At 61.4% G+C, this 23525-nt stretch carries 21 protein-coding genes and 1 tRNA gene; 11 read left to right on the plus strand and 11 right to left on the minus strand.

Annotated elements, in window-relative coordinates:
- Nucleotides 1-33 precede the first annotated feature (33 nt).
- From ACWFSR_RS10565 to ACWFSR_RS10585, 5 genes are read left to right on the plus strand one after another with little or no spacing between them, the layout of a single operon-like run.
- Nucleotides 34-981: a glycosyltransferase family 2 protein gene (locus ACWFSR_RS10565; RefSeq protein ID WP_197106205.1), complete on the plus strand. Its 948-nt coding sequence runs from the start codon at nt 34-36 to the stop codon at nt 979-981.
- A gap of 35 nt (nt 982-1016) precedes the next feature.
- Nucleotides 1017-2030, plus strand: a complete 1014-nt coding sequence (locus tag ACWFSR_RS10570; RefSeq protein ID WP_447522355.1) for an NAD-dependent epimerase/dehydratase family protein — start codon at nt 1017-1019, stop codon at nt 2028-2030.
- On the plus strand, nt 2027-3010 hold the full coding sequence (gene rfbB, locus ACWFSR_RS10575) for a dTDP-glucose 4,6-dehydratase (RefSeq protein ID WP_197106207.1): 984 nt from the start codon (nt 2027-2029) through the stop codon (nt 3008-3010). Before ACWFSR_RS10570 ends, rfbB begins: the two co-directional genes overlap by 4 nt.
- Nucleotides 3007-3861 (plus strand): dTDP-4-dehydrorhamnose reductase, encoded by an 855-nt coding sequence (gene rfbD, locus ACWFSR_RS10580; protein ID WP_197106208.1) that lies wholly within the window; start codon nt 3007-3009, stop codon nt 3859-3861. Before rfbB ends, rfbD begins: the two co-directional genes overlap by 4 nt.
- Entirely contained in the window at nt 3858-4988 is a 1131-nt protein-coding gene (locus ACWFSR_RS10585) for a glycosyltransferase family 4 protein (RefSeq protein WP_197106209.1), read from the plus strand. The genes rfbD and ACWFSR_RS10585 overlap by 4 nt, the downstream gene beginning before the upstream one ends.
- 35 nt (nt 4989-5023) lie before the next feature.
- Here ACWFSR_RS10585 and ACWFSR_RS10590 read toward each other — a convergent pair whose 3' ends face one another.
- From ACWFSR_RS10590 to ACWFSR_RS10600, 3 genes are read right to left on the minus strand one after another with little or no spacing between them, the layout of a single operon-like run.
- Nucleotides 5024-6382: an LCP family protein gene (locus ACWFSR_RS10590; protein ID WP_307783817.1), complete on the minus strand. Its 1359-nt coding sequence runs from the start codon at nt 6380-6382 to the stop codon at nt 5024-5026.
- Nucleotides 6379-6882, minus strand: a complete 504-nt coding sequence (gene purE / locus ACWFSR_RS10595; RefSeq protein ID WP_197106210.1) for a 5-(carboxyamino)imidazole ribonucleotide mutase — start codon at nt 6880-6882, stop codon at nt 6379-6381. The genes ACWFSR_RS10590 and purE overlap by 4 nt, the downstream gene beginning before the upstream one ends.
- 8 nt (nt 6883-6890) lie before the next feature.
- A complete protein-coding gene (locus ACWFSR_RS10600) occupies nt 6891-8009 on the minus strand; it encodes a 5-(carboxyamino)imidazole ribonucleotide synthase (protein ID WP_197106211.1) in 1119 nt (372 codons plus the stop codon).
- Between the two features lie 103 nt (nt 8010-8112).
- Between ACWFSR_RS10600 and ACWFSR_RS10605 the strand changes: the two genes are divergently transcribed.
- Nucleotides 8113-8730: a GtrA family protein gene (locus ACWFSR_RS10605; RefSeq protein ID WP_197106212.1), complete on the plus strand. Its 618-nt coding sequence runs from the start codon at nt 8113-8115 to the stop codon at nt 8728-8730.
- Here ACWFSR_RS10605 and ACWFSR_RS10610 read toward each other — a convergent pair.
- The 3 genes from ACWFSR_RS10610 to ACWFSR_RS10620 all read right to left on the minus strand — a co-directional run bounded on the left by ACWFSR_RS10610 (nt 8629) and on the right by ACWFSR_RS10620 (nt 11427).
- Nucleotides 8629-9930, minus strand: coding sequence for a UDP-glucose dehydrogenase family protein (locus ACWFSR_RS10610; RefSeq protein ID WP_197106213.1), 1302 nt, complete (start codon nt 9928-9930; stop codon nt 8629-8631). The genes ACWFSR_RS10605 and ACWFSR_RS10610 overlap by 102 nt on opposite strands.
- A gap of 84 nt (nt 9931-10014) precedes the next feature.
- The gene (locus ACWFSR_RS10615) at nt 10015-10554 is read right to left on the minus strand and encodes a PH domain-containing protein (RefSeq protein ID WP_197106214.1); all 540 of its coding nucleotides are present in this window, start codon (nt 10552-10554) and stop codon (nt 10015-10017) included.
- Between the two features lie 3 nt (nt 10555-10557).
- Complete coding sequence (locus ACWFSR_RS10620) at nt 10558-11427, minus strand: biotin--[acetyl-CoA-carboxylase] ligase (protein ID WP_197109603.1); 870 nt, start codon at nt 11425-11427, stop codon at nt 10558-10560.
- Between the two features lie 59 nt (nt 11428-11486).
- On the opposite strand from ACWFSR_RS10620, the gene ACWFSR_RS10625 reads away from it, so the two are divergent.
- Nucleotides 11487-13058, plus strand: coding sequence for an acyl-CoA carboxylase subunit beta (locus ACWFSR_RS10625; RefSeq protein WP_197107163.1), 1572 nt, complete (start codon nt 11487-11489; stop codon nt 13056-13058).
- The gene (locus ACWFSR_RS10630; RefSeq protein ID WP_197106216.1) at nt 13055-13291 is read left to right on the plus strand and encodes an acyl-CoA carboxylase subunit epsilon; all 237 of its coding nucleotides are present in this window, start codon (nt 13055-13057) and stop codon (nt 13289-13291) included. The genes ACWFSR_RS10625 and ACWFSR_RS10630 overlap by 4 nt, the downstream gene beginning before the upstream one ends.
- Before the next feature lie 487 nt (nt 13292-13778).
- Here the strand turns inward: ACWFSR_RS10630 and ACWFSR_RS10635 are convergent, their stop codons facing one another.
- From ACWFSR_RS10635 to ACWFSR_RS10650, 4 genes are all read right to left on the minus strand, one after another.
- Nucleotides 13779-14828: a hypothetical protein gene (locus ACWFSR_RS10635; protein ID WP_307783816.1), complete on the minus strand. Its 1050-nt coding sequence runs from the start codon at nt 14826-14828 to the stop codon at nt 13779-13781.
- A complete protein-coding gene (locus ACWFSR_RS10640; RefSeq protein WP_197106217.1) occupies nt 14825-16114 on the minus strand; it encodes a sensor histidine kinase in 1290 nt (429 codons plus the stop codon). The genes ACWFSR_RS10635 and ACWFSR_RS10640 overlap by 4 nt, the downstream gene beginning before the upstream one ends.
- On the minus strand, nt 16104-16814 hold the full coding sequence (locus ACWFSR_RS10645) for a response regulator transcription factor (protein ID WP_197123595.1): 711 nt from the start codon (nt 16812-16814) through the stop codon (nt 16104-16106). The genes ACWFSR_RS10640 and ACWFSR_RS10645 overlap by 11 nt, the downstream gene beginning before the upstream one ends.
- Before the next feature lie 81 nt (nt 16815-16895).
- Nucleotides 16896-18128: a class I SAM-dependent RNA methyltransferase gene (locus ACWFSR_RS10650; protein ID WP_197109602.1), complete on the minus strand. Its 1233-nt coding sequence runs from the start codon at nt 18126-18128 to the stop codon at nt 16896-16898.
- Between the two features lie 21 nt (nt 18129-18149).
- Here ACWFSR_RS10650 and ACWFSR_RS10655 point away from each other — a divergent pair, with 21 nt between their 5' ends.
- From ACWFSR_RS10655 to ACWFSR_RS10665, 3 genes are all read left to right on the plus strand, one after another.
- Nucleotides 18150-18794, plus strand: coding sequence for a Maf family protein (locus tag ACWFSR_RS10655; RefSeq protein ID WP_197106220.1), 645 nt, complete (start codon nt 18150-18152; stop codon nt 18792-18794).
- 78 nt (nt 18795-18872) lie between these two features.
- Nucleotides 18873-20627 (plus strand): acetyl/propionyl/methylcrotonyl-CoA carboxylase subunit alpha, encoded by a 1755-nt coding sequence (locus ACWFSR_RS10660; protein WP_197106221.1) that lies wholly within the window; start codon nt 18873-18875, stop codon nt 20625-20627.
- Nucleotides 20628-20758: 131 nt separating this feature from the next.
- Entirely contained in the window at nt 20759-23389 is a 2631-nt protein-coding gene (locus ACWFSR_RS10665) for a LuxR C-terminal-related transcriptional regulator (protein ID WP_447522356.1), read from the plus strand.
- A 54-nt stretch (nt 23390-23443) separates the two neighbouring features.
- Here the strand turns inward: ACWFSR_RS10665 and ACWFSR_RS10670 are convergent.
- Nucleotides 23444-23519, minus strand: a tRNA-Ala gene (locus ACWFSR_RS10670).
- Between the last annotated feature and the right edge of the window lie 6 nt (nt 23520-23525).

A 23525-nucleotide genomic window follows, 5' to 3' on the forward strand; every position in this document is an offset into this window, starting at 1 on the left:
GCGCAGCGCCAAGCCAACTATCATTGGTGAGTTATGCCTGCCGATCTCACCCCAGGGGTGCTCCCCCGCGTCGCAGTACTGCTGGCGACCCACAATGGTCGTCGCTGGCTTCCCGAGCAGCTCGATAGTGTGCTCGCACAACAGGGTGTCGAGGTCGAAGTATTCGCCCGCGATGACGCCTCAACGGATGGCACCGCCGAGTGGCTCGCTGAACGCGCCGCGTCCGATCCGCGCCTGACCGTCATCCCGAGTGACGGCGCGTCGGGCAGTGCCGCCGCGAACTTCTACCGCCTCGTACAGCTGGCCCCCGCCGACCGCGAGTTCTACGCATTCTGCGATCAAGATGACATTTGGGTTCCTACGAAGCTTGCGACCCACGTGCGCCTGAGCCAAGAGTTGGGTGCCGATGGAGTCTCGTCGAACGTCACGTCGTTTACGGCCGAGGGCGAACGTAGCCTTGTTAAGAAGGACTTTCCGCAGCGCCGTTTCGACTACCTCCTCGAAAGCCCCGGCCCCGGCTCCACATTTCTGATGTCGAACCGCCTCATTACCGTGACGCGTGAGCTGCTCGATGCTGCCGACATTGCTGGCGCGGGCCCGCTGCCGCAGTATCACGACTGGTTGCTCTACGTTGTGGCCCGAGCCAAGGGCTGGATCTGGCACATCGATGCGGTGCCAACAGTGGAGTATCGCCAGCACGACGCCAACGTCATGGGCGCCAACGTCGGTGCGCGTTCCGCATTCTCTCGTCTAGCACTCGTGCGCGAGCAGTGGCACCGCGGTCAAGCGCGGCTTTTGGCGAGCATCGCCCTCCGCGTAGCTGACGACGCTCATCGCCCAGAACTCGAACGGATGAGTGAGCTGGTCGAAAAAACAAACCTGCGAGCCCGCTATGCTCTGGCACGCCGCGCGTCCCAACTCAGGCGACGCCCAAGAGATCAGTGGATAATTGCGCTGTTGATCAGCTCGGGTGTCTGGTGAACAAACAATCTGTCGCAAAGAGAGAAAGCAACAATATGAAGATTCTCGTCGTCGGCGGTAGTGGCTTTATCGGCACTCGCCTACTCGAAACCCTGCACGAACAGGGCCACAAATTCACCAACTTCGATCGCCACGTTTCCGCACTCTTCCCTGAACAGTCCGTGACGGGAGACGTGCGTTCGGCGGATGAGCTCACGGCAGCCAGTGTCGGTCACGACGCAATCATCAACCTCGCCGCCGAACACCGTGACGATGTCTCCCCGCTGAGCCTCTACACCGAGGTGAACGTCGGAGGCGCGCACGCCCTCGTCGCTGCCGCGGAAGCTAATGGCATCCAGCGCATCGTTTTCACGAGCACCGTTGCGCTATATGGCCTCGATAAGAATGATGCAGCCGAAGATTCTGTGCCGGAACCGTTCAACGAATACGGCCGTTCCAAGTTGGCCGCCGAAGGTGTGTTCAGCACTTGGGCGAACGCGGATGCCGCACGCTCCTTGGCGATCGTGCGCCCCTCCGTTGTTTTCGGCGAAGGCAACCGTGGCAACGTGTACAACCTCGCTAAGCAGGTTTCGTCTGGCCGTTTCATCATGGTCGGCAAGGGCGACAACAAGAAGTCGATGTCGTATGTCGGCAACATCGTTGGGTACATCGCGAGCCGCCTTGAGGCGCCGACCGGCATCGAGATCCGCAACTTTGCTGACAAGCCCGACCTCTCGACCAAGGAACTCATCTCGATCCTGCGCGACGAAATGGACGTTCACGCCGCGAGCGGTCTGCGCTTGCCACTGCCCTTGGGGATAGCTGCAGGCTATGTCTTCGATGCTGCGGCTAAGATCACCCGACGCACATTTCCGATCAGTGCGGTGCGTATTCGTAAGTTTGCGGCCGACACCACGGTGAACACCGATCGGTTGCGCAGCTCTGGCTATACGGCGACGTACTCCTTGCAAGATGCGCTCAAGCGCACGCTCGCGTCGGAGTTTCCCCACAGGGGCGCTTCGGCATCCACCACTGGCTCCACGCCCTCAAACGACAGGAACCCTTCATGAAGCTTCTCGTGACCGGCGGCGCCGGATTCATTGGCTCGAACTTTGTTCGCCGCACCCTTCAGGATGAGTACCCCGGGCTCGCTGGCGCCGATGTTGTGGTGCTCGATGCCCTCACCTATTCCGGCAACCTAGAAAATCTTGCTCCTGTCGCCGATTCCCCTCGCTTCAGCTTCGTCGAGGGCGACATCCGTGATGCCGACCTTCTTGACACTCTTCTCGGCGACATCGACGCGATCGTTCACTTCGCTGCCGAGTCTCACGTTGACCGCTCGGTGCGCGATGCGAGCGCATTCGTCGAGACCAACGTTCTCGGCACCCAACGCCTGCTCGACGCTGCACTCCGCGCGAAGACGCCTCGATTCGTTCATGTGTCGACGGATGAGGTCTACGGCTCGATTGCCGAAGGTTCCTGGGATGAACTCCAGCCGCTCGAGCCCAACTCCCCGTATTCCGCGTCGAAAGCGGGCAGCGATTTGTTGGCGCGCAGCTACTACCGCACGCACGGTCTCAACGTGTCGATCACACGGTGCTCGAACAACTACGGCCCGTATCACTTCCCTGAAAAGTTGATCCCGCTGTTCGTCACAAACTTGATCGACGGCAAGCACGTGCCTCTCTACGGTGAGGGCAACAACATCCGTGACTGGCTGCACGTCGACGACCACTGCCGCGGCATCGCGCTCGTCGTCACTGGCGGCCGCGCAGGTGAAATTTACAACATTGGCGGCGGCACTGAGCTCACCAATAAGGAGCTCACTCAGATGATGCTCGACCACACCGGCACTGACTGGTCGTCGGTTGATCGCGTTGAGGACCGCCTCGGCCACGATCTGCGCTACAGCGTCGATATTTCCAAGATCCAGTCAGAGCTCGGCTACGCACCCCAAGTGCCGTTCGAACAGGGCCTCGCTGACGTTGTGCAGTGGTACCGGGATAACCGCCAGTGGTGGGAACCCCTCAAGGAAAAGGCTGCGTTGTGACCCGAGTTGCTGTTGTCGGTGCGGGCGGAATGCTCGGCACCGACCTCATGCTCGCTCTCGCGCAGCACGATGCAACCGGATTCACGCGAGCCGAACTCGACATCACCGATGCTGCCGCAGCCCTCGATGTACTGGGCGGTTTCGATGTCATCATCAACGCGTCCGCATACACCCGGGTGGATGACGCTGAAACTGACGAAGAGAACGCTCACCTCGTCAACGCTGTCGGCCCCCACAATCTTGCCCTCGCCGCGGCAACGCACGGAGCACGCCTCGTGCAGCTCTCCACGGATTACGTGTTCGACGGCACGGCTACTGAGCCCTACGCCGAAGACGCGGTTAGGCATCCGGTATCGGCGTACGGTCGCACGAAGGCGGCCGGCGAGTTGCTCGCACTCGAGCACAACCCTGGTCGCACGGCAATCGTGCGCACGGCATGGCTGTATGGCAAGAACGGCTCCAGCTTTCCGCGCACCATGCTGAAGCTGGCCGCTGACCGCGACACTCTTGAGGTAGTCAACGATCAGCACGGCCAACCCACGTGGACGGGCGATCTCGCCGCTCAACTTGTTACTCTCGTCGACGCTGGCACGCCCGCTGGCATCTTCCACGGCACCAACTCGGGCCGCGCTAGCTGGTTCGATCTTGCTCAAGCCGTATTCGTCTGTGCTGGGCTCGATCCTGATAGGGTCAAGCCGACCGACAGTTCAGCTTTCACGCGGCCTGCTCCGCGACCGGGCTTCTCTGTTTTGAGTCACCATGCATGGCTCGATGCGGGGATCGAGCCGATGCGTGATTGGAAGCAGGCCCTTAAAGCCGCCTTTGAATCAGGAGCGTTGACTGCCGAATGACCACTCTCCGCGTCATCATCGATGAGATGCTCTCGCCGACCCCCGGCAGTGTTGCCCGGTACACCGAAGAGTTGACTCGAGAACTCATCAACGTCGCCCCCGCCAACTGCACGGTTGAAGCGTTCGTCTCAGCGTCGACCGAGACCGAGTATGACCTCATCGCTGACCGCCTCCCCAATCTGGCGAAACTGCACAAGAGTGCCCTCAGTCGCCGAGAGCTGCGCGCGTCGTGGCATCACGGTTTCACGAAGATTCCCGGCCACGGGATGCTGCATGCCCCCAGCCTGATGGCTCCGTTACGCCGCCACGACCGCCTTAACCGTGGCGAACAAATCGCCGTCACCGTGCATGACGTTGTCGCCTGGACGCGTCCCGAATCTCTCGGCAGCAGGCAAGCCGGGTGGGCCCGCGCAATGCTCAAGCGCGCAGAAAAGTATGCCGACGCGATCGTGGTGCCCAGCCACACCGTCGCGCAGCAACTCGAAGGAATTGCCAACTTTGGTGACCGCGTGCGCGTCATCAGCGGTGCAGCAAGCGCAAGCCTGCGCATTCCCGAGAACATCGACGAACGCGCCAACGAACTCGACCTCCCGCAGCGATTCTTGCTGGCGATCGGTGGCCTCGACCCGCACCGCGGAATCGACCACCTCATCCGGGGCCTCCGAGAAATCGATGAAGACGTTGTGCTGCTCCTGGTGGGCCCTGAGCCCGATGACGAAAGCATCGCCGAGTTTCTCGCCGCCGAAAAGATCAGCCCCGAACGTGTTCGTGGCATGGGAACCGTGAGCAACGACGATCTTTCGGTGATTTTCGACCACGCCGCGGCCTTCGTTTACCCCAATCTCGATGTCGGCTTCGGCATGCCCGTGCTTGAAGCACTCTCGTTCGGCATCCCTGTCGTACATTCCGATGCGCCCGCTCTGCTCGAACTCGCCGCCGATGCGGGAGTGGTTATCGAGCGCGAACCAGCCGAGGGATACCCCGAAGCTCTCGCCGAGGGAATCAACCGAGTGCTCAACGATGCCCCCTTCGCTGAGCGCTTGTTCTACGCCGGCCAGGACCGCGCGCGGGCCTTCAGCTGGCGCATGTCAGCCGAGAAGGTCTGGCAGCTCCACGCTGACCTCTAAGGGCCGCACAACACGACGCCGCTGAGTAGCGCTCGCTACTCGGTGCCTTCCTCAGGCACGCTCGAGGTGGTGACACCGGCAACGAGTTCGCGCACGTACTCGAAGTCGGGGTATTCGGGGTCGATGTCGTTGGCAGGAACCAACTCGAGCGAACCGATCGGCAGCGAGCGCGTCTTAGAGGCCAGGTTCACAAAGTAGCCCAGACTTCCCTGCGGGATATCGGTCGTGACGACCTGCGAACTCGCCGACGCGATGGCCTGGAACTTGGTGAGCACATTCGACGGCGTGAACTGCTCGACGACTGCCTGCTGCAACTGACGCTGGCGTTCCATCCGGTCGTAATCGGTGGTGTCGTGGCGCGAGCGGGCGTACCAGAGGGCGTGATAGCCGTCCATGACTTGCACGCCAGCGGGGATCCATTCGGCAACGATCGTGAATTCCGCATCCGCATGAATCGGCACGGCCTCTTCGACATTGATCGTGACTCCGCCAAGTGAATCGATGAGGTCTGAGAAGCCCTGCATATCGATGAGGGCGTAGTACTGGATGCTGAGACCGGTGATGCCTTCGACAGCGTCTCGCATTGCTTCGATTCCGGGCGTGCTGCCGTTCGCTACGGCATCCGGATATAACTCAGGGGTGTTGAGTTCAACCTCGGTGTAGACCGAATTCAACAGACACACGTCGACGTCGCAGCCGTAGACTCCGTAGCCGTCTGGATACTTAGCCGCCAGCGGCGACCCCTCAACGAACGGGGTGCGTTCCATGTTGCGGGGCAAACCGATCAGTACCGCTTCGCCGGTTTCGGCGTCGATGCTCGCGAGGGTGATGCTGTCAGGTCGAAGCCCGTCGCGGTCTGCTCCGGCGTCTCCGCCGAGCAAGAGAATGTTGTAGCGCCCATCGATGGGTTCTTTGGTCGGCGCTGCGACGAAGACATCACTCAAGAAAGTGCTCGCCGTGGTCGCAACATAGGCGCCGTAGCCTGCGGTCCCGGCGATGGCGACGAGCACGAGCGCGCTGAAGGCGGCAACGATCGCGCGACCACTCGGCGTCGCGCGACCAAGTCCAGAAATACTCCACGCGTTGAGAGTCAGCACGATCCACAACACGGCATAAAAGACGAGGACCAGAGCAATCGCCCAGAGACCGATCGTGCTGCTGCCGATCGTGAAAAGCGTGCCCGGTGACGCTACCGAGAGCACAAGCCCCACCACTACCAGCAACACAAAGATCAAGCTGGCGACGACACCAAAGCGCCCAAGTTTGCGGTTTCCGGCCAACAATTGGGCCGAACCGGGAATGAGAATGTTGAGCCCGAGCAACCACCACGCGCGCTTCGTCATCGTGGCCGCTGAGCGATCGGCGGGCTGACGAAGGGAACTTGTTGCGCTCACAGGCTCGCGTTCAATGCAGCGTTTTTCTCAGCCACCATGGCTTCAAGCCCGGCAGCGTAGTCCGCAAGCTTCGTCGTGAGTTCGGCATCGCCTGAACCAAGAATGCGAGCGGCGAGGATGCCCGCATTGCGCGCTCCACCGATGGACACCGTGGCCACCGGAATACCGGCAGGCATTTGCACAATCGACAACAGCGAATCCATGCCATCGAGACGCGACAGCGGAACAGGAACACCAATCACCGGCAACGTCGTGACCGAAGCGAGCATGCCCGGAAGATGAGCTGCCCCACCAGCACCGGCAATAATCACCCGGATGCCGCGACTAGCAGCCTCTTTGCCGAACGCAATCATCTTCTCAGCACTGCGGTGCGCCGAAACGACACTGACCTCGTGCTCGATCCCGAAGTCTTTGAGCGCCGCCGAAGCGTCGACCATGACCTTCCAGTCGGAGTCTGATCCCATTACGACAGCTACTTGCGGTTGAGTCACGGAACCCATGCTAGGTCTCAATCCTTCAGAAATGCTGCTGCGGCACGCGCTCGGTACATGACGTCGTCGAGGTCGTCGCCGCTCACATTTACGTGCCCCACCTTGCGGCCGGGGCGCGGCGCTTTGCCGTATTCGTGGAACTTTGCTGTCGGTTGGTTGGCGAGAGCGAGCGGGTAACGCTCGGCGATAGTGCCCGAAGTGGGGCCGCCGAGAACGTTGATCATGACCGTCCACGGTGAGCGCGCGGCTGTCGCGCCGAGAGGAAGATCGAGCACGGCACGCACGTGCTGTTCGAATTGGCTCGTGATCGCGCCATCCATCGTCCAGTGTCCACTGTTATGCGGGCGCATTGCGAGTTCGTTGATGAGCAATTCACCGTCGGTCGTTTCGAAGAGCTCCACGGCAAGCACACCCGTGACGCCAAGTTTCTCAGCGACCGCGCGAGCAATGGCGGCGGCGGCTTCGGAGAGGGACGCTTGTGCTCGGGGAGCCGGTGCAATCACTTCGGCACAGACGCCATCGAGTTGGATCGACTCCACGAGAGGCCAGAGCGCTACTTCTCCGCTGGGGCTTCGAGCAGCCAGTTGGGCAAGCTCGCGAGTGAACGAGACAAGTTCTTCGGCCAGCAGCGGGTTGCCCGCCTCGAACCAGTCAGCCACCTCGGAGGCTGCGGCCACGATGCGGACGCCCTTGCCGTCGTATCCGCCACGCGGTGTCTTCACGATGACGCGACCACCGTTATCCGCAATAAAAGTGTCGAGCTCGGCAGCGTTCGAGACACTGGCCCAGACCGGAACCGGCAACCCCAAGCGCGTCAGCTCCTGGCGCATCAGAATCTTGTCTTGAGCGACAGCGAGCGGAGCGGGCCCCGGGTGCACGGCAACGCCAGCCTCCACGAGAGCAGCAAGCACATCCTGAGGCACGTGCTCGTGGTCGAAGGTGATCACATCAACGTCGCGGGCAAACTCAAGAACCGTGGCGGCATCCGTGTAATCGCCGACCGCTGTGGCGGCGAGGGAGGCCGACATTCCTTCGGTCTCTGCCAGTACGCGCAGCTCGAAACCGAGCTCGATGGCACGCGGGATCATCATTCTGGCCAACTGGCCTCCGCCAATGACGCCGACGATAGGTCGCATTCGTGACTCCTGCACTATCTAAGATGATGCCCAGTTTCGGGCTTAGGTTGGCGCGTTAGACTTCCAACCGCCCTGCCCCATTCTTGTCTACTGGAGAGATCACATGCGAAAGCTGCTCGGCCAGTTTCTACGTTTCGGCGTAGTGGGCCTCGGTGGGCTTGTGATCGATGTCGCAGTATTCAATCTGTTGCGGCTCACAATTCTCTCACCTGATGTGCTGCACGAAGGCCCTGTGGTCGCCAAAGTGATTTCCACCACTCTCGCCATCGGCGCGAACTGGATCGGTAACCGTCGCTGGACATTCGCCACGACCGGCCGCACTGGCGCCACGCGCGAGGGTGCTGAGTTCGCGGTAGTGAGCGTCGCCGGAATGGGAATCGGCCTGCTGTGCCTGTGGGTGTCGCACTACGTGCTCGGCTTCACATCGTTGCTCGCCGACAACATCGCGACCAACGTCGTCGGTCTCGCTCTCGGTGCGGTATTCCGTTTTGCGCTCTACCGCTGGTGGGTATTCAGCCCCAGCCGCGGTGTTCTTGCTGCCGAGCACGCCGCCGCGCAGTCAGCACGCGCCGCAACCCATGCCGCTCACATCGCAGTGGATGCCGCGGCAGATGCCGCGCTAGGGACGACCGAGCGCGCGGTAGGTCCAGCCGGCCGCTCGCCACTGCACCGGGTCCAGGCAGTTTCGCCCATCGAGGATCGCGCGCACCGAAACGATTGAGTCAAGCGTGCTCGGATCAATGGCACGGTACTCGGGCCATTCGGTGAGTACGAGAACGACATCGGCATCCTTCGCCGCTTCTTCCACGGTCTCGACGTAGTCAAGACCGGGACGTACTCGACGCGAGGTTTCGATTGCTTGAGGGTCAGTGGCCCGCACGTGAGCACCCAGCTCCGCGAGCTTGGCTGCAACATCGAGCGCGGGCGAATCACGCACGTCATCGGAATCCGGTTTGAAGGCGAGCCCCAAGACGGCGACTCGTGCGCCCTTGATGGTTCCGCCGAGCACTTCGCGGCACAGATCGACCATGCGTTCGCGGCGGCGAAGATTGATCGCGTCGACCTCGCCCAAAAAGCTGAGGGCCTCGCCAGCACCGAGCTCTGACGCGCGCGCCATGAAAGCACGGATGTCCTTAGGCAGGCAGCCACCGCCGAAACCGAGGCCGGCGTTCAAGAAACGACGGCCGATGCGCTGGTCGTGCCCGATGGCGTCAGCGAGCTGAGTGACATCGGCGCCCACGACTTCGGCCACTTCAGCCATCGCGTTGATGAACGAAATCTTGGTGGCGAGGAATGCATTGGCGGCCACTTTGACGAGTTCCGCTGTTGCAAAGTCGGTCACGATTCGGGGAGTGTCGCGTTCCAGAATGGAGGAATATGCCTCATCAAGAACATTCGCCGTCGCTTCGTCGCCGTCACGAACGCCGTAAACGAGTCGATCGGGTGCAATCGTGTCTTGGACGGCGAAGCCTTCACGCAAGAACTCTGGATTCCAGGCGAGGCGTGCGCCGGTGGCTTCAACCAGATCGGCCAGTCGCTGGGCGGTGCCCACGGGAACAGTCGATTTGCCCACAACAACGTGACCCGGACCGATGAACGGCAACAATGCTTCAAAAGCTGCATCGACGAAACGTAGATCGGCCGCGTTGGAGTCAGCCTTCTGCGGCGTTCCCACCGCAATAAAATGCACGAGCGCATCACCAGCGCGAGACATCTCCGTTGAGAACTCGAGCGAGCCAGCAGCAACGGTCTCGCTCAGCAACTCCGGCAATCCGGGTTCATAGAAAGGAGCTAGTCCTTGCGACAGAGACGCGACTTTTGCCGCATCAATGTCGATACCGACAACCTCATGACCAAGCTTTGCCATCGATGCCGCGTGAACGGCGCCCAAATACCCACAACCGATTACAGAAATCTTCACGCCGGGCAGCCTATCTGATGAGAGTTGACGCCGAGTAACTTGCTCACGAGAATGCCGCGCTAACGTCGCCGCAAAGGCTGCGTTTTAGCGGGTTCCCCACACGGCGGTCTCGTCAGACGGCTGCGATTCTTCCCGTTGCCGACGCAGCGAAACCACGTTTTGGTTGTTCTCCATAAGGTCGTGCAGGGCTGCTTGCGTGAGCGCGACAGAGGGAATGTCGCGCAGCACGACGGGGTGATCGTGACCGGCGTTGATGAGCAGATCACCGCTGCCGAACATCCGCTGAATCCAGGACTGACGCACGGTGACGTCGTAGCCACGACTGTGCAAGAGCTCTTGCCGGATGCGCACAAAGACTCCGCTCGAGAGCACCACGCGCCGCGTCGTGATCGTGTAGTTGCGGGCAAGCCAGCCGAAGAAGGGCAAGAACCACGCCACGACAATGAGGAGCAGCCCAGCGGTGAGGAGCGCGAGATTCTGCCAATCCTCTGGGAAACTGCCGAAGAAATAGCCGAGAGTACCCGCCGTCGCCACAAAAATGATGCCGGGGAACGTCAGTGCACGCGCGTGAGAGCGAACGCGGGCAACAATAGCCTCGCGCTGAACGCTCATCTCATTCGGCATAGATCATTCATACCGCAGGTGAGTGACGTCACCTGCCGCGACGTGCTGCAGCAGCCCGTTCGCATCATCCTTAACCACGAGTCGGCCCTGATCGTCGACGGTTTCGGCGGTCCCAAAGATTCGGGCGCCGCCGGGCAACTCGACACGCACTCGACGACCGATAGTTCCGCACTCGGCCCGCACGGCATCCGCGACACCGCTTCGTACCGGATCGAGTCCAGCAGCGATAAATTGTTCGACAAGTTGGGCGAGTTCGGCCAAATAGCGACTCAGCGCCTCATCGAGGCTAGGCTCGGCGCCTTCCAACACAAGAGAACTGGAGACGGATGTCGGCAGCTCGTCGCGCTCGATGGTGAGATTCAATCCCGCTCCCACGATCACTCCGGTGCCGCCCGCCACGAGTTCCGAGAGCAACCCCGACACTTTCAGACCCTCGATCTGCACGTCATTGGGCCATTTGAGGGTCACCTCGCGGTCGGTGACGAAGCTGCGCACGGCGCGGGCCATCGCCAGCCCGCCGATGAGGGGCATCCAGGACAGTGCTTCAATGGGCGCATTCTCGGGCGCCACCAGCACTGAAACGGCGAATGTTTTCCCCGGAGGGGCCACCCATTCTCGCCCCAAGCGTCCGCGACCGGCCGTCTGATTGGCGGTCACGAGAGCCGAAAGGTGTTCAGTCTCGCCCCGGGTGGCGCGCGCCAAGAGTTCTTGGTTGGTCGAGCCGATTTCATCAACATGCTCAAGCAGCGGCAGAACGGCGGTACTCAATGGCAAGTGCATCGCTTCAGCGTAGAGCGCCGAGGCGCCTGCGGATGCCGTCTCTAGTGTTTCCTCAATGAAACCGGCCTGAAACTTGTGGGTTCCGCCAACCACACAAGCGGTGGATGGGTGGGTAAAGTGACACAGTGACCGAAGACAACTCGACTCCAGACATGTTCACGACCGCCGGCCGGATCGCCGATCTTAAGAACCGCTATCACGAGGCCGTGACCGCCAGCGGTGATGCGGCCATCGAAAAGCAGCACGCTAAGGGCAAGATGACCGCCCGCGAGCGCATCGAGCAGTTGCTCGATCACGGCTCGTTCGTGGAACTCGACGAGTTCGTTCGCCACCGCACCCACGCGTTCGGCATGGAAAAGAAGCGTCCATACGGTGACGCTGTCGTCACGGGTGTCGGCACCATTCACGGCCGCCAAGTTGCCGTGTATGCCCAAGACTTCACGATCTTCGGTGGTTCGCTCGGTGAGGTTGCCGGCGAAAAGATCATCAAGGTCATGGATCACGCCATGAAGACCGGCGTTCCGATCATCGGCATGCTCGACTCCGGTGGAGCTCGCATCCAGGAGGGTGTTGTTGCTCTCGGCAAGTACGGCGAGATTTTCCGCCGCAACACTCAGGCTTCGGGTGTCATCCCCCAGATCTCGATCATCATGGGCCCGGCCGCCGGTGGCGCCGTGTATTCCCCCGCGCTCACCGACTTTGTGATCATGGTCGACAAGACCAGCCAAATGTTTGTGACCGGCCCCGACGTCATCAAGACCGTTACGGGTGAAGACGTCGGCATGGAAGAGCTCGGCGGCGCGCTCACCCACAACAAGGTGTCGGGCGTTGCCCACTACCTGGCGAGCGATGAAGAGGATGCCCTCGACTACGCCCGCACCCTCGTCGGCTTCCTGCCCGACAACAACATGTCGGATGCTCCCATCTACGAGAGTGAAGTTGAGCTCGAGATCACAGATGAGGACCGCAAACTCAACTCGATCATTCCCGACAGCCCCAACCAGCCCTATGACGTGAAGACGATCATTGAGCACATTGTCGATAACGGGGACTTCCTGGAAACCCAGCCGCTGTTCGCCCCCAACATCGTGGTCGGTTTCGGTCGCGTTGAAGGTCGCTCGGTGGGCATCGTTGCGAACCAGCCGCAGGCGATGGCCGGAACCCTCAATATCGAGGCTGGCGAGAAGGCTTCGCGCTTCGTGCGTTTCTGCGACGCGTTCAGCATCCCGATCCTCACGCTCGTCGACGTTCCCGGCTACCTGCCGGGCACCGACCAGGAGTGGACCGGCGTTATTCGCCGTGGCGCCAAGCTCCTCTACGCCTACGCCGAAGCAACAGTGCCTCTCGTCACCGTCATCACTCGCAAGGCGTACGGCGGGGCCTACATCGTCATGGGCTCCAAGCAATTGGGCGCCGACCTCAACTACGCATGGCCGACCGCTGAGATCGCCGTCATGGGCGGCCAGGGCGCCGTCAACATCCTGTACCGCGGTGAGATCAAGGCTGCGGAGGCTGCTGGTGAGGATGTCGCAGCCGTGCGCACTCGCTTGGCCAACGAATACACCTACAACGTTGCTAGCCCGTTCCTCGCGGCCGAGCGCGGAGAGCTCGATGGAGTCATCGAACCCGCTGCCACTCGCGTGCAGGTCGTCAAGGCACTACGCGCACTGCGCACCAAACGCGCGAGCATGCCGCCCAAGAAGCACGGAAACATTCCGCTGTGACCGGCAAGCACACGCAGGACGAGCCGGCCGACATCCGCATCGTCTCGCGCAACGTCACGCCAGAGGAGGCAGCAGCGGTTACGGCGGTCGTTCGTGCCGCCCTGCTCGAATCCGCGGAGCTTGCAGGAGCCGATGAGACGGCCCCGATCACGGCATGGGCCCGCAGCCAACGGCCGATTCGGCAACCGCTCACTCCCGGTCCTGGGGCATGGAAGGCGAGCGCTCGCCGCTAGCGACGGCGCTTTTGCACCGCCTTTTGACGAAAACATGTGGTTTCGTAGTCGTACCCCGTTCGCGGGGTGCGGATTTCGTCGAAAACTGTAAATTAGGGCCACTTTGTCACCTGAATTGACGAATTGTCCCCCGAGAGTCCCCCTAAAAACCGACTTTGTTAGTTGTTTGCATGATGCAGAATATTAACTGCTAGGTGGATCTCCATAGGAGTTACACCGCCAAAGATTGGCCGACTAGGGTAAGCGGGCCAATTCTTTGGGGGCGGATCAGGACGGTATTCGGGTTATCGCCCTGATCCGGGTTCTAGCGAAGGACCGGAGAAGTGCTTCTTATAGCCACTCCGGTCCTTCCGCCTTTAACCAGTCGGCCCACCGCCAGCACACGCACCACGCACAGCCTTCAGCGGGGCTCTCCGGCGTTAGAACCGCGTTTGAGCACACGATAACGCGCTCAGCCCGCCACCCGCAGAGGGCGCGACCAGTGCCGCTAGACGCTGATGCTGTCGACGCGCGGGATCTCGAGCCAGATGTCGACGACATCCTCTTCGAGTGAATCCAGACCGAGAGCGCTTGATTCGCCATCGCCGGCGCTGTGCAACCCCACCACCGTAATCGCGACATCCGATCCCTCAGGGACGGTGCGCGCAATCACCTTGTCTGCGCTCGTCGACTGGATCGCTTGCGCAAGGCGGTTGAGCACCCGATCGAGGTCCTCATCTGACAGGTCGTCAATCCCGCCCTCATCGAGCAGGGTCACCGTGGCTCCACGGCGACGAGCGATCATGACTTGGTCACGAACGGCATCGTTCAGGAGTTTGCGACCGCGAATCTCATCGCGGATGGCTCCCTCAAGGTTGAGGCACTCGCGGCGTTCGGCTTCCGACAAATCACCGTCGGTTTCCCGAATTCGTTCGAGCATGTCGAGCGCCATCATTCCGGTCTGCTCGAGCCGGAATTGCCGTTCGTGCACGTGGGCATCTTGCGCCGCTTGCCAGTCGGTCGCTTCCTGCTCAGCGAGAACGAACCGCTGCGCATCCTTGGATGCCTTCGCCAGTCCACTCGAGAGCACGTGCGAGACAGCAACCCAGGACGCGCTTCCAATGATGCCCAAGCTGAAGAGACCAGCTGGCCCAACGGGGCCAAGGCTAAACGTGTGAGCCACGAGGAACCCGATGCCTAACCAGGCAAAGGTGTGGCGCCCACGGGTCGACGTGATCGTCAACAGGGTTCCGCTCGCGGCGACGTACCACGTTGCGTAACCGGTGCCACCCTCGCGAGTGAAGTCGAGCTCGTTGGCGACGAGCAGCGAGATCGCGACGACGGTGGCGAAGTTGAAGGTCGCCATCCAGATCGGCATCCGCACGGGGCCCCACGGCAACAGGCTGACGATCGTAGCCACACCGTAAAGAACCATGGCAACGTAGATCGGACCGGGTGTGTCAGGGATATCGATCGTGTAGTTCGCCAAAACGATGTGGTACGCCGAGAAGAGCGCCGCCATGCCGACGATCAGGTAGCGAGGAACTCCGATGTTCACAGCTCATCCCCCTGGGCGTCGTTCTCGATCGTGCGCACGCTTTCAGTGTTCACTTCGTCACTGCGATTGCCGTGCGGCCACTGGATGCAGATTTGTGTTCCCGCGCCGGGAACCGAGGCAATAGCCGTTCGACCACCGGCATTCGCCACTCGTTCCACAATCGATACCCGCACCCCGAGACGTTCTTGCGGCACGTAGTCCAGATCGAATCCCGCCCCGGTATCGGTGACAAGAACTTCGATGCCGTTACCTTCAAGACCGCGCACCTCGACACTGCGCTGAATGTCAGAGCCGCCCGCGTGCTGGATGCTGTTCATCATTGCCTGCACGGCAGCAGAGTGGACCGCTTCTGCCGCGACCACAGGGAGCGAGCGAGCGCCAACGCTGCGAACGGCGCACGTGAAATTAGAGGCGAGCAACTCCGCCGAGGTGACGACCCGTTGTGCAAGATCAGTGGCCTGCACGGTTGAGATGTCGTCGGGCGACGTTGCCGCGGCTTCACGCAAATGGCCAATTGCATTGCCGGCCATGACTGCCGCGAGCCGCTCAGCTTCGGGCGTGTAGGCGCGAGCCGCAGAGATGAGCGTCGTGAGCACACTGTCGTGAACGATTGAGTCCACCTGCACGCGTTCCACTTCAGTAGCGTGCTGGCGCACAGCATTGCCGTACCGCGATAGCGCCGTCGCTTGCGCACTATCGACGTTGGATGCTGCCTGCCGAAGCATCGTGACGATGATCATGATCGCGCTGCCGAGAATGAGGGCGTAGAACGTTTCGAGCACTGCAAGTTGCCACGGCGCCCCACCGCCCACTGGGAGAATGCGCACGATGAGGTACACCAACGGCGCAGCAAAGAGGTAGATCGTAGCAAGCACTCGGCTGAACGAAATTGCTGCCATAGCCGTCGCTACCGTGATGAGGTAGTTGAGCCAATGGATTCCGCTGAAGACTTCCACGCCAGGGATCACCGTGAACGGCCAACTCAGCAGAGCAAGAAAGTAGATCACGGCGAACGTACCGTGCGCCGCACGCACTGCTTTGTTGGCAAACGAGGCAATGACAACCACGATGAGCATTCCGAACAACGCCGGAACAAAAATCAGCAACCACCACGGCTGGGCTTCGCTCGCTTGGGCCAGTAGCCACGGCAGCGTTTGGGCGCCAAAGACCAGGCCAATAACGGCCACGGAACGCGAAATAACCCGCTCAACCTGTTTGCGGCTGATCGGGTTTCGCGGCTGCTTTGCCGTCGGCGCGGGTCGCGCCACCGCCAGGCTAGTGGCCATCGCCGCCTTCAGAATCGAGTCCCGGCAGGATGCCGTCTTCGACTGCGCGGCGCAATAGGTCTACCTTGGTGGGCGCTGGGCGTCCGACCTCGACGTACTTGACACGAATGCGGTCAAGGTATTCGCGCGCGGTTGAGTAACCGATGCCGAGCTGCTGGGCTGCGAGCTTGAGCGGCAGTCCCGAGGCGTAGAGGTGCAGGATTTCACGCTCGCGGCGACCGAGTTGTGCTTTGGAGAAGTCGCGGTCGGCGTCAATAGCGGTGGCCCATTCAAGATTGTTGAGCACCTCTCCGCGGGCGACGGTTGCAGCGGCAGCGAGCACGGTCTTGGTAGCCGACGACTTAGGGATCACTCCGGCGGCACCGGCAGCAAGAGCTTCTCGCACGCTGGCGACTCGGTCGGCGATGCTGTGCACGAGCACGGCGGAGCCAGTGGCCTGAACATTCTTGACGTTGTCGGTGACGGTCGAGCCATCACCGAGCGACAGGTCGAGCACAACGACGTCAACTTCACGACCGTTGAGGCCTTCTACAAGTTCTTTCACGGTTGCTGCGGCGAGAACGAAGTCGTATCCCTCGTCGATAAAGGCAGCCTTGAGGCCCAATCGCACTGATTCGTGGTCATCGACAACGGCGACGGTGATATTGCGCTGGGCACTCTCACTGGGCGTTTCTGTCCCGGATGGTTCTGTCTGGGCCATGTGGCGTCCTCCTGAGTTTCTGTCCCCCATAGTAGTGCGAGAGAGCGCGAACATGCGGCTTTGTCAGCCCAACACACTGAGCTAGTTACGTGTGAACGTTCCCACAGCCTCGACATGGTGAGTGTGCGGGAAGAGATCGAACGCTCGAACTCCCGAGAGTCCGTAGCCGCGCTCGGAGAAGAAGGCAACATCCCGCGCGAAGGCGACAGGGTCACACGCAACGTACACAATTTGCGCAGGGCGCGCCTTGGCAACGAGGTCGACAACTTCCCGACCAGCACCCGACCGCGGCGGGTCGAGAATGATCGTGGAGCGTTCCAGACGGTCACGCTCAACAGCCGTAGCTTCTTTGAGGTGCTGACGCAGCCACCGGTCAACGCGGCCAGTTTCGGCATGGGCGCCCAACCAGTCCGAGAGATTATTGGCGGCGTGATCGGTAGCCGACGACTCGGCTTCGACGGTAGTGATCTTGGTCGTTGGACCGAACTTGTCGCCCACCGCGGCGGCGAACAGCCCGACTCCCCCATACAAATCGAGGTTGGATGCCGCAGGGTCAAACAGAGCGGGATCGATCGCGTCTTGCACGGCAGACGTCAGCATCGCGGCAGCGCCGTGGTGCACTTGCCAGAATCCGGAATCGAGCAGCGTGAATTCGCGCTCCCCCACAGTTTCGGTGATGACCTGCGGCTTCTGCTTACCCATGATCAGGCGAACTCCGCCCGAGCTGGGATTCAGGATGTCTACGCGCTCGAAGCCATCAAAGTTTTCACCGAGCGGTGCACCGGCAGAGAGCTCTGGAGTGGCGAGCGGCAGGTCGGCGACAGAGATAACGCGGTGCGAACGGGCCGCGAACGGGCCAACATTTCCGTGTTCGTCAACGTGCAGGCTGACGCGGGTGCGCCATCCGAGTCCCTTGCGTTCATCGTCACCGGGAACGGCTTCGACGACGGGCGCGAGGGTGACTTTGGCCATGCGCTCGAGAGACTCGCTGAGGATCTGAGCTTTGAGCTCGCGCTGATGGCTGAGCTCGATGTGACCGAATTCGGCTCCGCCCGCACGGTTGTCGGGGTCGCGGTCAACACTCGCCGCCGACCACACATGCTCTTGACGGTGTTCACTCGGCGTTACAACTTTTACTGTCTCCGCGCGCCAGAACGACTTCTTTGTGTCGTCGGTAATGCGCGCGAGCACCCGTTCTCCCGGGATCGCGTCGGAGACGAACACGACACGGCCGTCGTGCCGCGCCACACTGACACCCCCGTGCGCAATGTTGGTAACGTCTACTTCGATCATTTCGCCAAGCAATTCACCCATCCCTTGAGCATAGGAGCCTTTGTGCGCCTTTATCTTGCGTCCACCTCTCCTGCGCGACTCGCAACCCTGCGCGCGGCGGGCGTCGACCCCGTGCTTTTGGCCTCTGGCGTTGACGAAGACGCAGTCGCTGCTGCGGCCCCTGGCCCTCTCGACGGCCCCGCGCTTGTTGACTTGTTGGCTCGCGCCAAGGCCGAAGCGGTTGTGGGCGCGCTGGTGAATGGTGCCCCGATTGATGGCTTTATTCTGGGCGGCGATTCTGCTTTCGAATTGGATGGCGAATTATTCGGAAAACCACATGAGCCAGAGATCGCGCGACAGCGGTGGCTTGCTCAGCGCGGCCGCACCGGGGTATTGCATTCCGGGCACTGGCTCATCGATCACCGCGGAGGCCAGGTTCGTGGCGCCACCGGTGCTGTCTCCAGCGCAAGCGTGAGCTTCGCCGCCAATATTTCGGATGCCGAAATCGATGCCTACGTCGCTACCGGAGAGCCGCTGAAAGTTGCCGGCTCGTTCACCATCGACAGTCTCGGCGCCGCTTTCATCGAGAGCATCGAGGGTGATCCGCACGCTGTCGTGGGGCTCTCGGTGTCGTTGGTGCGCCAGCTCATGCGTGAGTTTGACGCCGAGTGGACGGATCTCTGGAACATCGATCGGCCCGCTCTGTAGGCATTCACAGTGCTTGTCCCATATTTTTGTGCGCTTCACCCCAAGGCTTCGGCCGTCATCCCCATAAGCTAGGTCACTATGGCTCGTATTACGAAGGTTCTCATCGCCAACCGCGGAGAGATCGCCGTTCGCGTTATCCGCGCGGCTAAAGACAGTGGCATCGGTTCAGTGGCGGTCTACGCCGATCAGGACCGGGATGCTCGGCACGTCAAGCTCGCCGACGAGGCGTATGCCCTCGAGGGCTCCACGAGCGCTGAGACGTATCTCGTGATCGACAAGATTTTGTCGATCGCTCGCCGCTCTGGGGCGGACGCCATTCACCCCGGCTATGGCTTCTTGGCCGAGAACGCCGAGTTTGCTCGCGCCGTCATCGACGCTGGCATCATTTGGATCGGCCCCTCACCCGATGCCATCGAGAAGCTGGGCGACAAGGTTTCCGCCCGCCACATTGCGGAGAAAGTCGGCGCACCGCTCGCTCCCGGAACGCTGAACCCGGTCTCGGGTGCTGCTGAGGTTCTCGACTTTGTTGACCTTCACGGTCTTCCCGTTGCCATCAAGGCAGCATTCGGCGGCGGCGGTCGTGGCCTCAAGGTTGCCCGCACTCGCGAAGAGATCCCCGAGCTGTTCGATTCCGCTACCCGCGAGGCTGTCGCCGCGTTCGGTCGCGGCGAGTGCTTCGTCGAGAAGTACCTCGACCAGCCGCGCCACGTTGAAACTCAGTGTCTTGCGGATGCTCACGGCAACGTCGTCGTGATCTCTACTCGCGACTGCTCGCTGCAGCGCCGCCACCAGAAGCTTGTGGAAGAAGCGCCGGCCCCGTTCCTGAGCGATGAGCAGAACAAAGCCCTCTACGAATCGTCCAAAGCGATCCTGCGCGAGGTGGGCTACCTCGGCGCCGGCACATGTGAGTTCTTGGTCGCCAAGGACGGCACAATCTCGTTCCTCGAAGTGAATACGCGCCTCCAGGTCGAACACCCCGTCTCCGAAGAAGTGACGGGCATCGACCTCGTGCGGGAGCAGTTCCGCATCGCTGAAGGCGGAGTTCTCGACTACGACGATCCCATCCCGCGCGGTCACTCTTTCGAGTTCCGCATCAATGGTGAGGATGCCGGACTCAACTTCATGCCCTCCCCCGGCCCCGTGCACGTTCTGCGCATGCCTGGCGGCCCTGGCATCCGCGTCGACAGCGGTGTCACGACCGGCGACGAGATCAGTGGAGCCTTCGATTCCCTGCTCGCCAAGCTCATCGTTACCGGCTCTAGCCGCGAGGATGCTCTCGAGCGTTCACGCCGCGCCCTCGACGAGTTCGAGGTTGCTGGTCTACCGACGGTGCTTCCGTTCCACCGCAAGATCGTTCGCGATCCTGCGTTCACGAGCGAACCGTTCACCATCTACACACGCTGGATCGAGACCGAGTTCGACAACGACATTGAGCCGTGGACCGGATCACTCGCTGACGAGACGCCTGCTGTAGCTCGCCACAACGTGGTCGTTGAGGTCAACGGCAAGCGTGTCGAAGTGAACCTCCCCTCGAAACTGGTACCGAGCACCTCGACCGGCGCAACGCTCTCAGCCGCTCCGAAGCGTCGTGCAGCATCCAGCGTCAACACCATCACGGGCGACTCGGTCAAGGCCCCGATGCAGGCAACGATCGTGAAGGTCGCGGTTGCCGAGGGCGACAAGGTCGTCAAGGGCGACCTCATCCTCGTGCTTGAAGCCATGAAGATGGAGCAGCCACTCGTCGCTCACAAAGATGGCGTTATCGCGACAATGAACGCCAGTGTCGGCCTCACGGTGTCCTCGGGTCATTTGCTCCTGAACATCGCCGACTAGGAATTCTGCACGCCGATCCACATTTCACCCCATTTTTCACGCCGCAGTGCTGTGTCCCGTTGAAATCGGGTGCTACCCACCGCGAGAATGGTGATGAGGGGTGCTTTGTGCGTGCCCAGAATCGGATGACAGTGCCAACCCAGAGTCGAGATGCCTCCGCGCGTCGCACCGACGGCAGCGGCATCCCGCTTATCCCACACGGATTCATTGAGCGCACTCGTCTGAGTTCTCTGCTCGATTCGGCGCGCGATAGCGCTCTTATCGTGGTGCGTGGTTCCGGCGGCTCGGGAAAATCCGGTCTCGTGGCATCCTGGTTACGCGACCAATCTCCTTCGGCGGCAGCGCCCCAGCGAGATCTGTGGGTCTCGCTCGACGATGGAGCTCGCTCACGCTCGAGTTTTTGGCGCAGGATCGTCCGTGCTTTCCAAGCAATCGGTTCTGTGACTGACGAGAGCCCCCTCTCCAATTTCATTCTGGGCTACGCGGAGCTCGATGACGTTCCGGGGTTGGTATTGGCCCAGCTCGAGCACGACCGCATTGCCACTCGTCTGGTACTCGACGACTTTCACCTCGTCGACGACGACAATGCGCTCGACATCGTTTGGCTGCTCAAACAGAGCCACTGGCTCACGGTTGTCGTTACGACTCGACGCCGCGGTCACTTTGAAGCCCTCGACGTCGCGGCGCGCATCCACTCGACTGTCATCACCGAGGACGCTCTCGCTTTCACGCCGGAAGAAACCCGCGACCTCTTCGCGAATGCAACACGATTCTCGGCGGAGCACGCCCTCATTGCTCACGCGGCGACCCGAGGCCACCCCCTCGCGACGCGCATCGCTGTCACCCTTCTGATGCAGCGCCCCGAGTCAGTGGACGCACCCGTCGCTGACCCCGCTGCACTCACGCGCCAGTTGGCCGCCCACATCGCCCAGAGCCTTCTGCCGGCGTTTGCGCATGCACACCAACTGCATTTTGCGGCAGTTGCGTCGCTCCCCCCTGAGTTGTCGATCGCGTTAGCCAGCACGCTGAGCGGCCGGAGCATTGTCGACGCTGAATCGACTCTTGAAGAATTTGCGAATGAGGGTCTTGGCGAGTTCCGCGAAGTTGGTTCCACATTTGTGTTCCGGTTTCATCCGCTGATCTCAGAGGCGCTCCAGATTCACGCAGCACACAGCCTCAGCGCCGAAGAATTGCGCATTGCCCGCCTCACGAGCGCCACGCAGTTGAGCCAGAGCGGCAACGGCCTTGAGGCCATAAAACTGTTCATCAGTGCAGGAGCGTACGAACAGTTGTGGCCGACTGTCGCCCACCATTTCTCCGAACTTATCGTCTACCAACAGGATGAACTTCATACGCTTCTGAGCGAGTTGCCGACCGACATCGTGGCGTTGCACGGCACCGCGGCCATTTCATTAGCCGTTGTCATGAGCGAGCGAGAACGCACTCCCTCCGCCCGTCTGCGCCAGCTCGTCGCGCACGGAATTGACAGTGTCGATTCGGAGTGGCCGCGTTCCCTGCCGCACGAAAGACTGCTGCTTTCGTTGGCACGCTTTGCTGGGCTCAGAGCCGCGCGTCGCTACGAGGACGCCGCCGCCGAGGGGGATCGATTTGTCGCCCAAGTCGAACTTCTCAGCGCTGCAACCCGTAGCGCGACGATGCACGCCATCAGCGCAGGAATCATCCAGATCGTGATCACGAATATTCTGCTCGGACGCTGGGAACGGGCAATCAGCATTGCCCACCTTCTCGCTGCCGATCACCATGAAGGACGCACGCAACACCGCTCTAGTTTGCTGGCCTATGTTTATGCGTTCACCGGGAACATGCGTGACGCTTCTGCCCAATTGGATGCCGTGACCCACGTCAACCGTCCTGGTTGGCGAACGAGCGTGCCGTCGACCGGCTGGCACATTGCATCGGCCTTGCGGGATCTCGAAGACGGTCAGCCGGAACGCGGACTTAGCGCTATCGCCCTCGTCGGCGCACGCCTCGACCACCTTGAACACTGGCCAACCATCGTGTGGACTCGGGCCCGACTGCAGCTTGCCGCTGGCCGCCCCCAGGTCGCGTTCGATGAGCTCACTGCTGCGGTAAAGCAGAATGAGTTCCGCCCAATCAGCGACTATGCGCGCTCACTCCTGCAATCGATGAAAGCCGACCTTCAGCTAGCGCTCGGCCACCGCACGACTGCTGAACAGGAACTTGACCGCGCAACTGGCTCGGACACGTGCGCGGCGATGCTCGCTCGGGAGCGACTCGCGCTTTCCTCTGGCTCAACCCTTTCGCCGTCCAGCACCCAGCATCCTGAGTTCCTTCACGCACACGGAACACCACGAGAATTTGCCGAAGCGCTGCTGTTGGACGCCGCACGCGACGCTCTCCGCGGCCATGAGACGGATGCCGAGAAGTCGCTCCGACGAGCGGCCGACGTCATGTCGCGCCATGGTCTCACGAGCCCTAGCGTGATGGTCCCCCACACGGAATTGCGAGAGCTTGCCTCGCGTCGTGCACCAGAACTCGTCACACTCTTTGATGCCGTGGCCCAGCCGTTCGCTCGGATCGCGCTCATCAACCCGTTGAGCCCTCGAGAGCGTGAGGTGCTCGCCACTCTTGCACAGGTGTCACGCCTGGAAGATGTGGCACAGATTCTCTTCATTTCCGTGAACACGGTGAAATCTCAGCTGCGCAACGCTTACCGCAAGCTCGATGTCAGCTCTGGCCCAGATGCCGTGCGGGTGGCAACCGAGAACGGCTTTATCTAGCGACCGCAGCTCTTTCGTGTTTCGCGAACTGGCCGATGGCTCTGGCTAAGCGAGTGGTGGACCCTAGGAGATTTGAACTCCTGACCTCCTCGATGCGAACGAGGCGCGCTACCAACTGCGCCAAGGGCCCGTACTA

The sequence above is a fragment of the Salinibacterium sp. NYA9b genome, assembly GCF_976973725.1.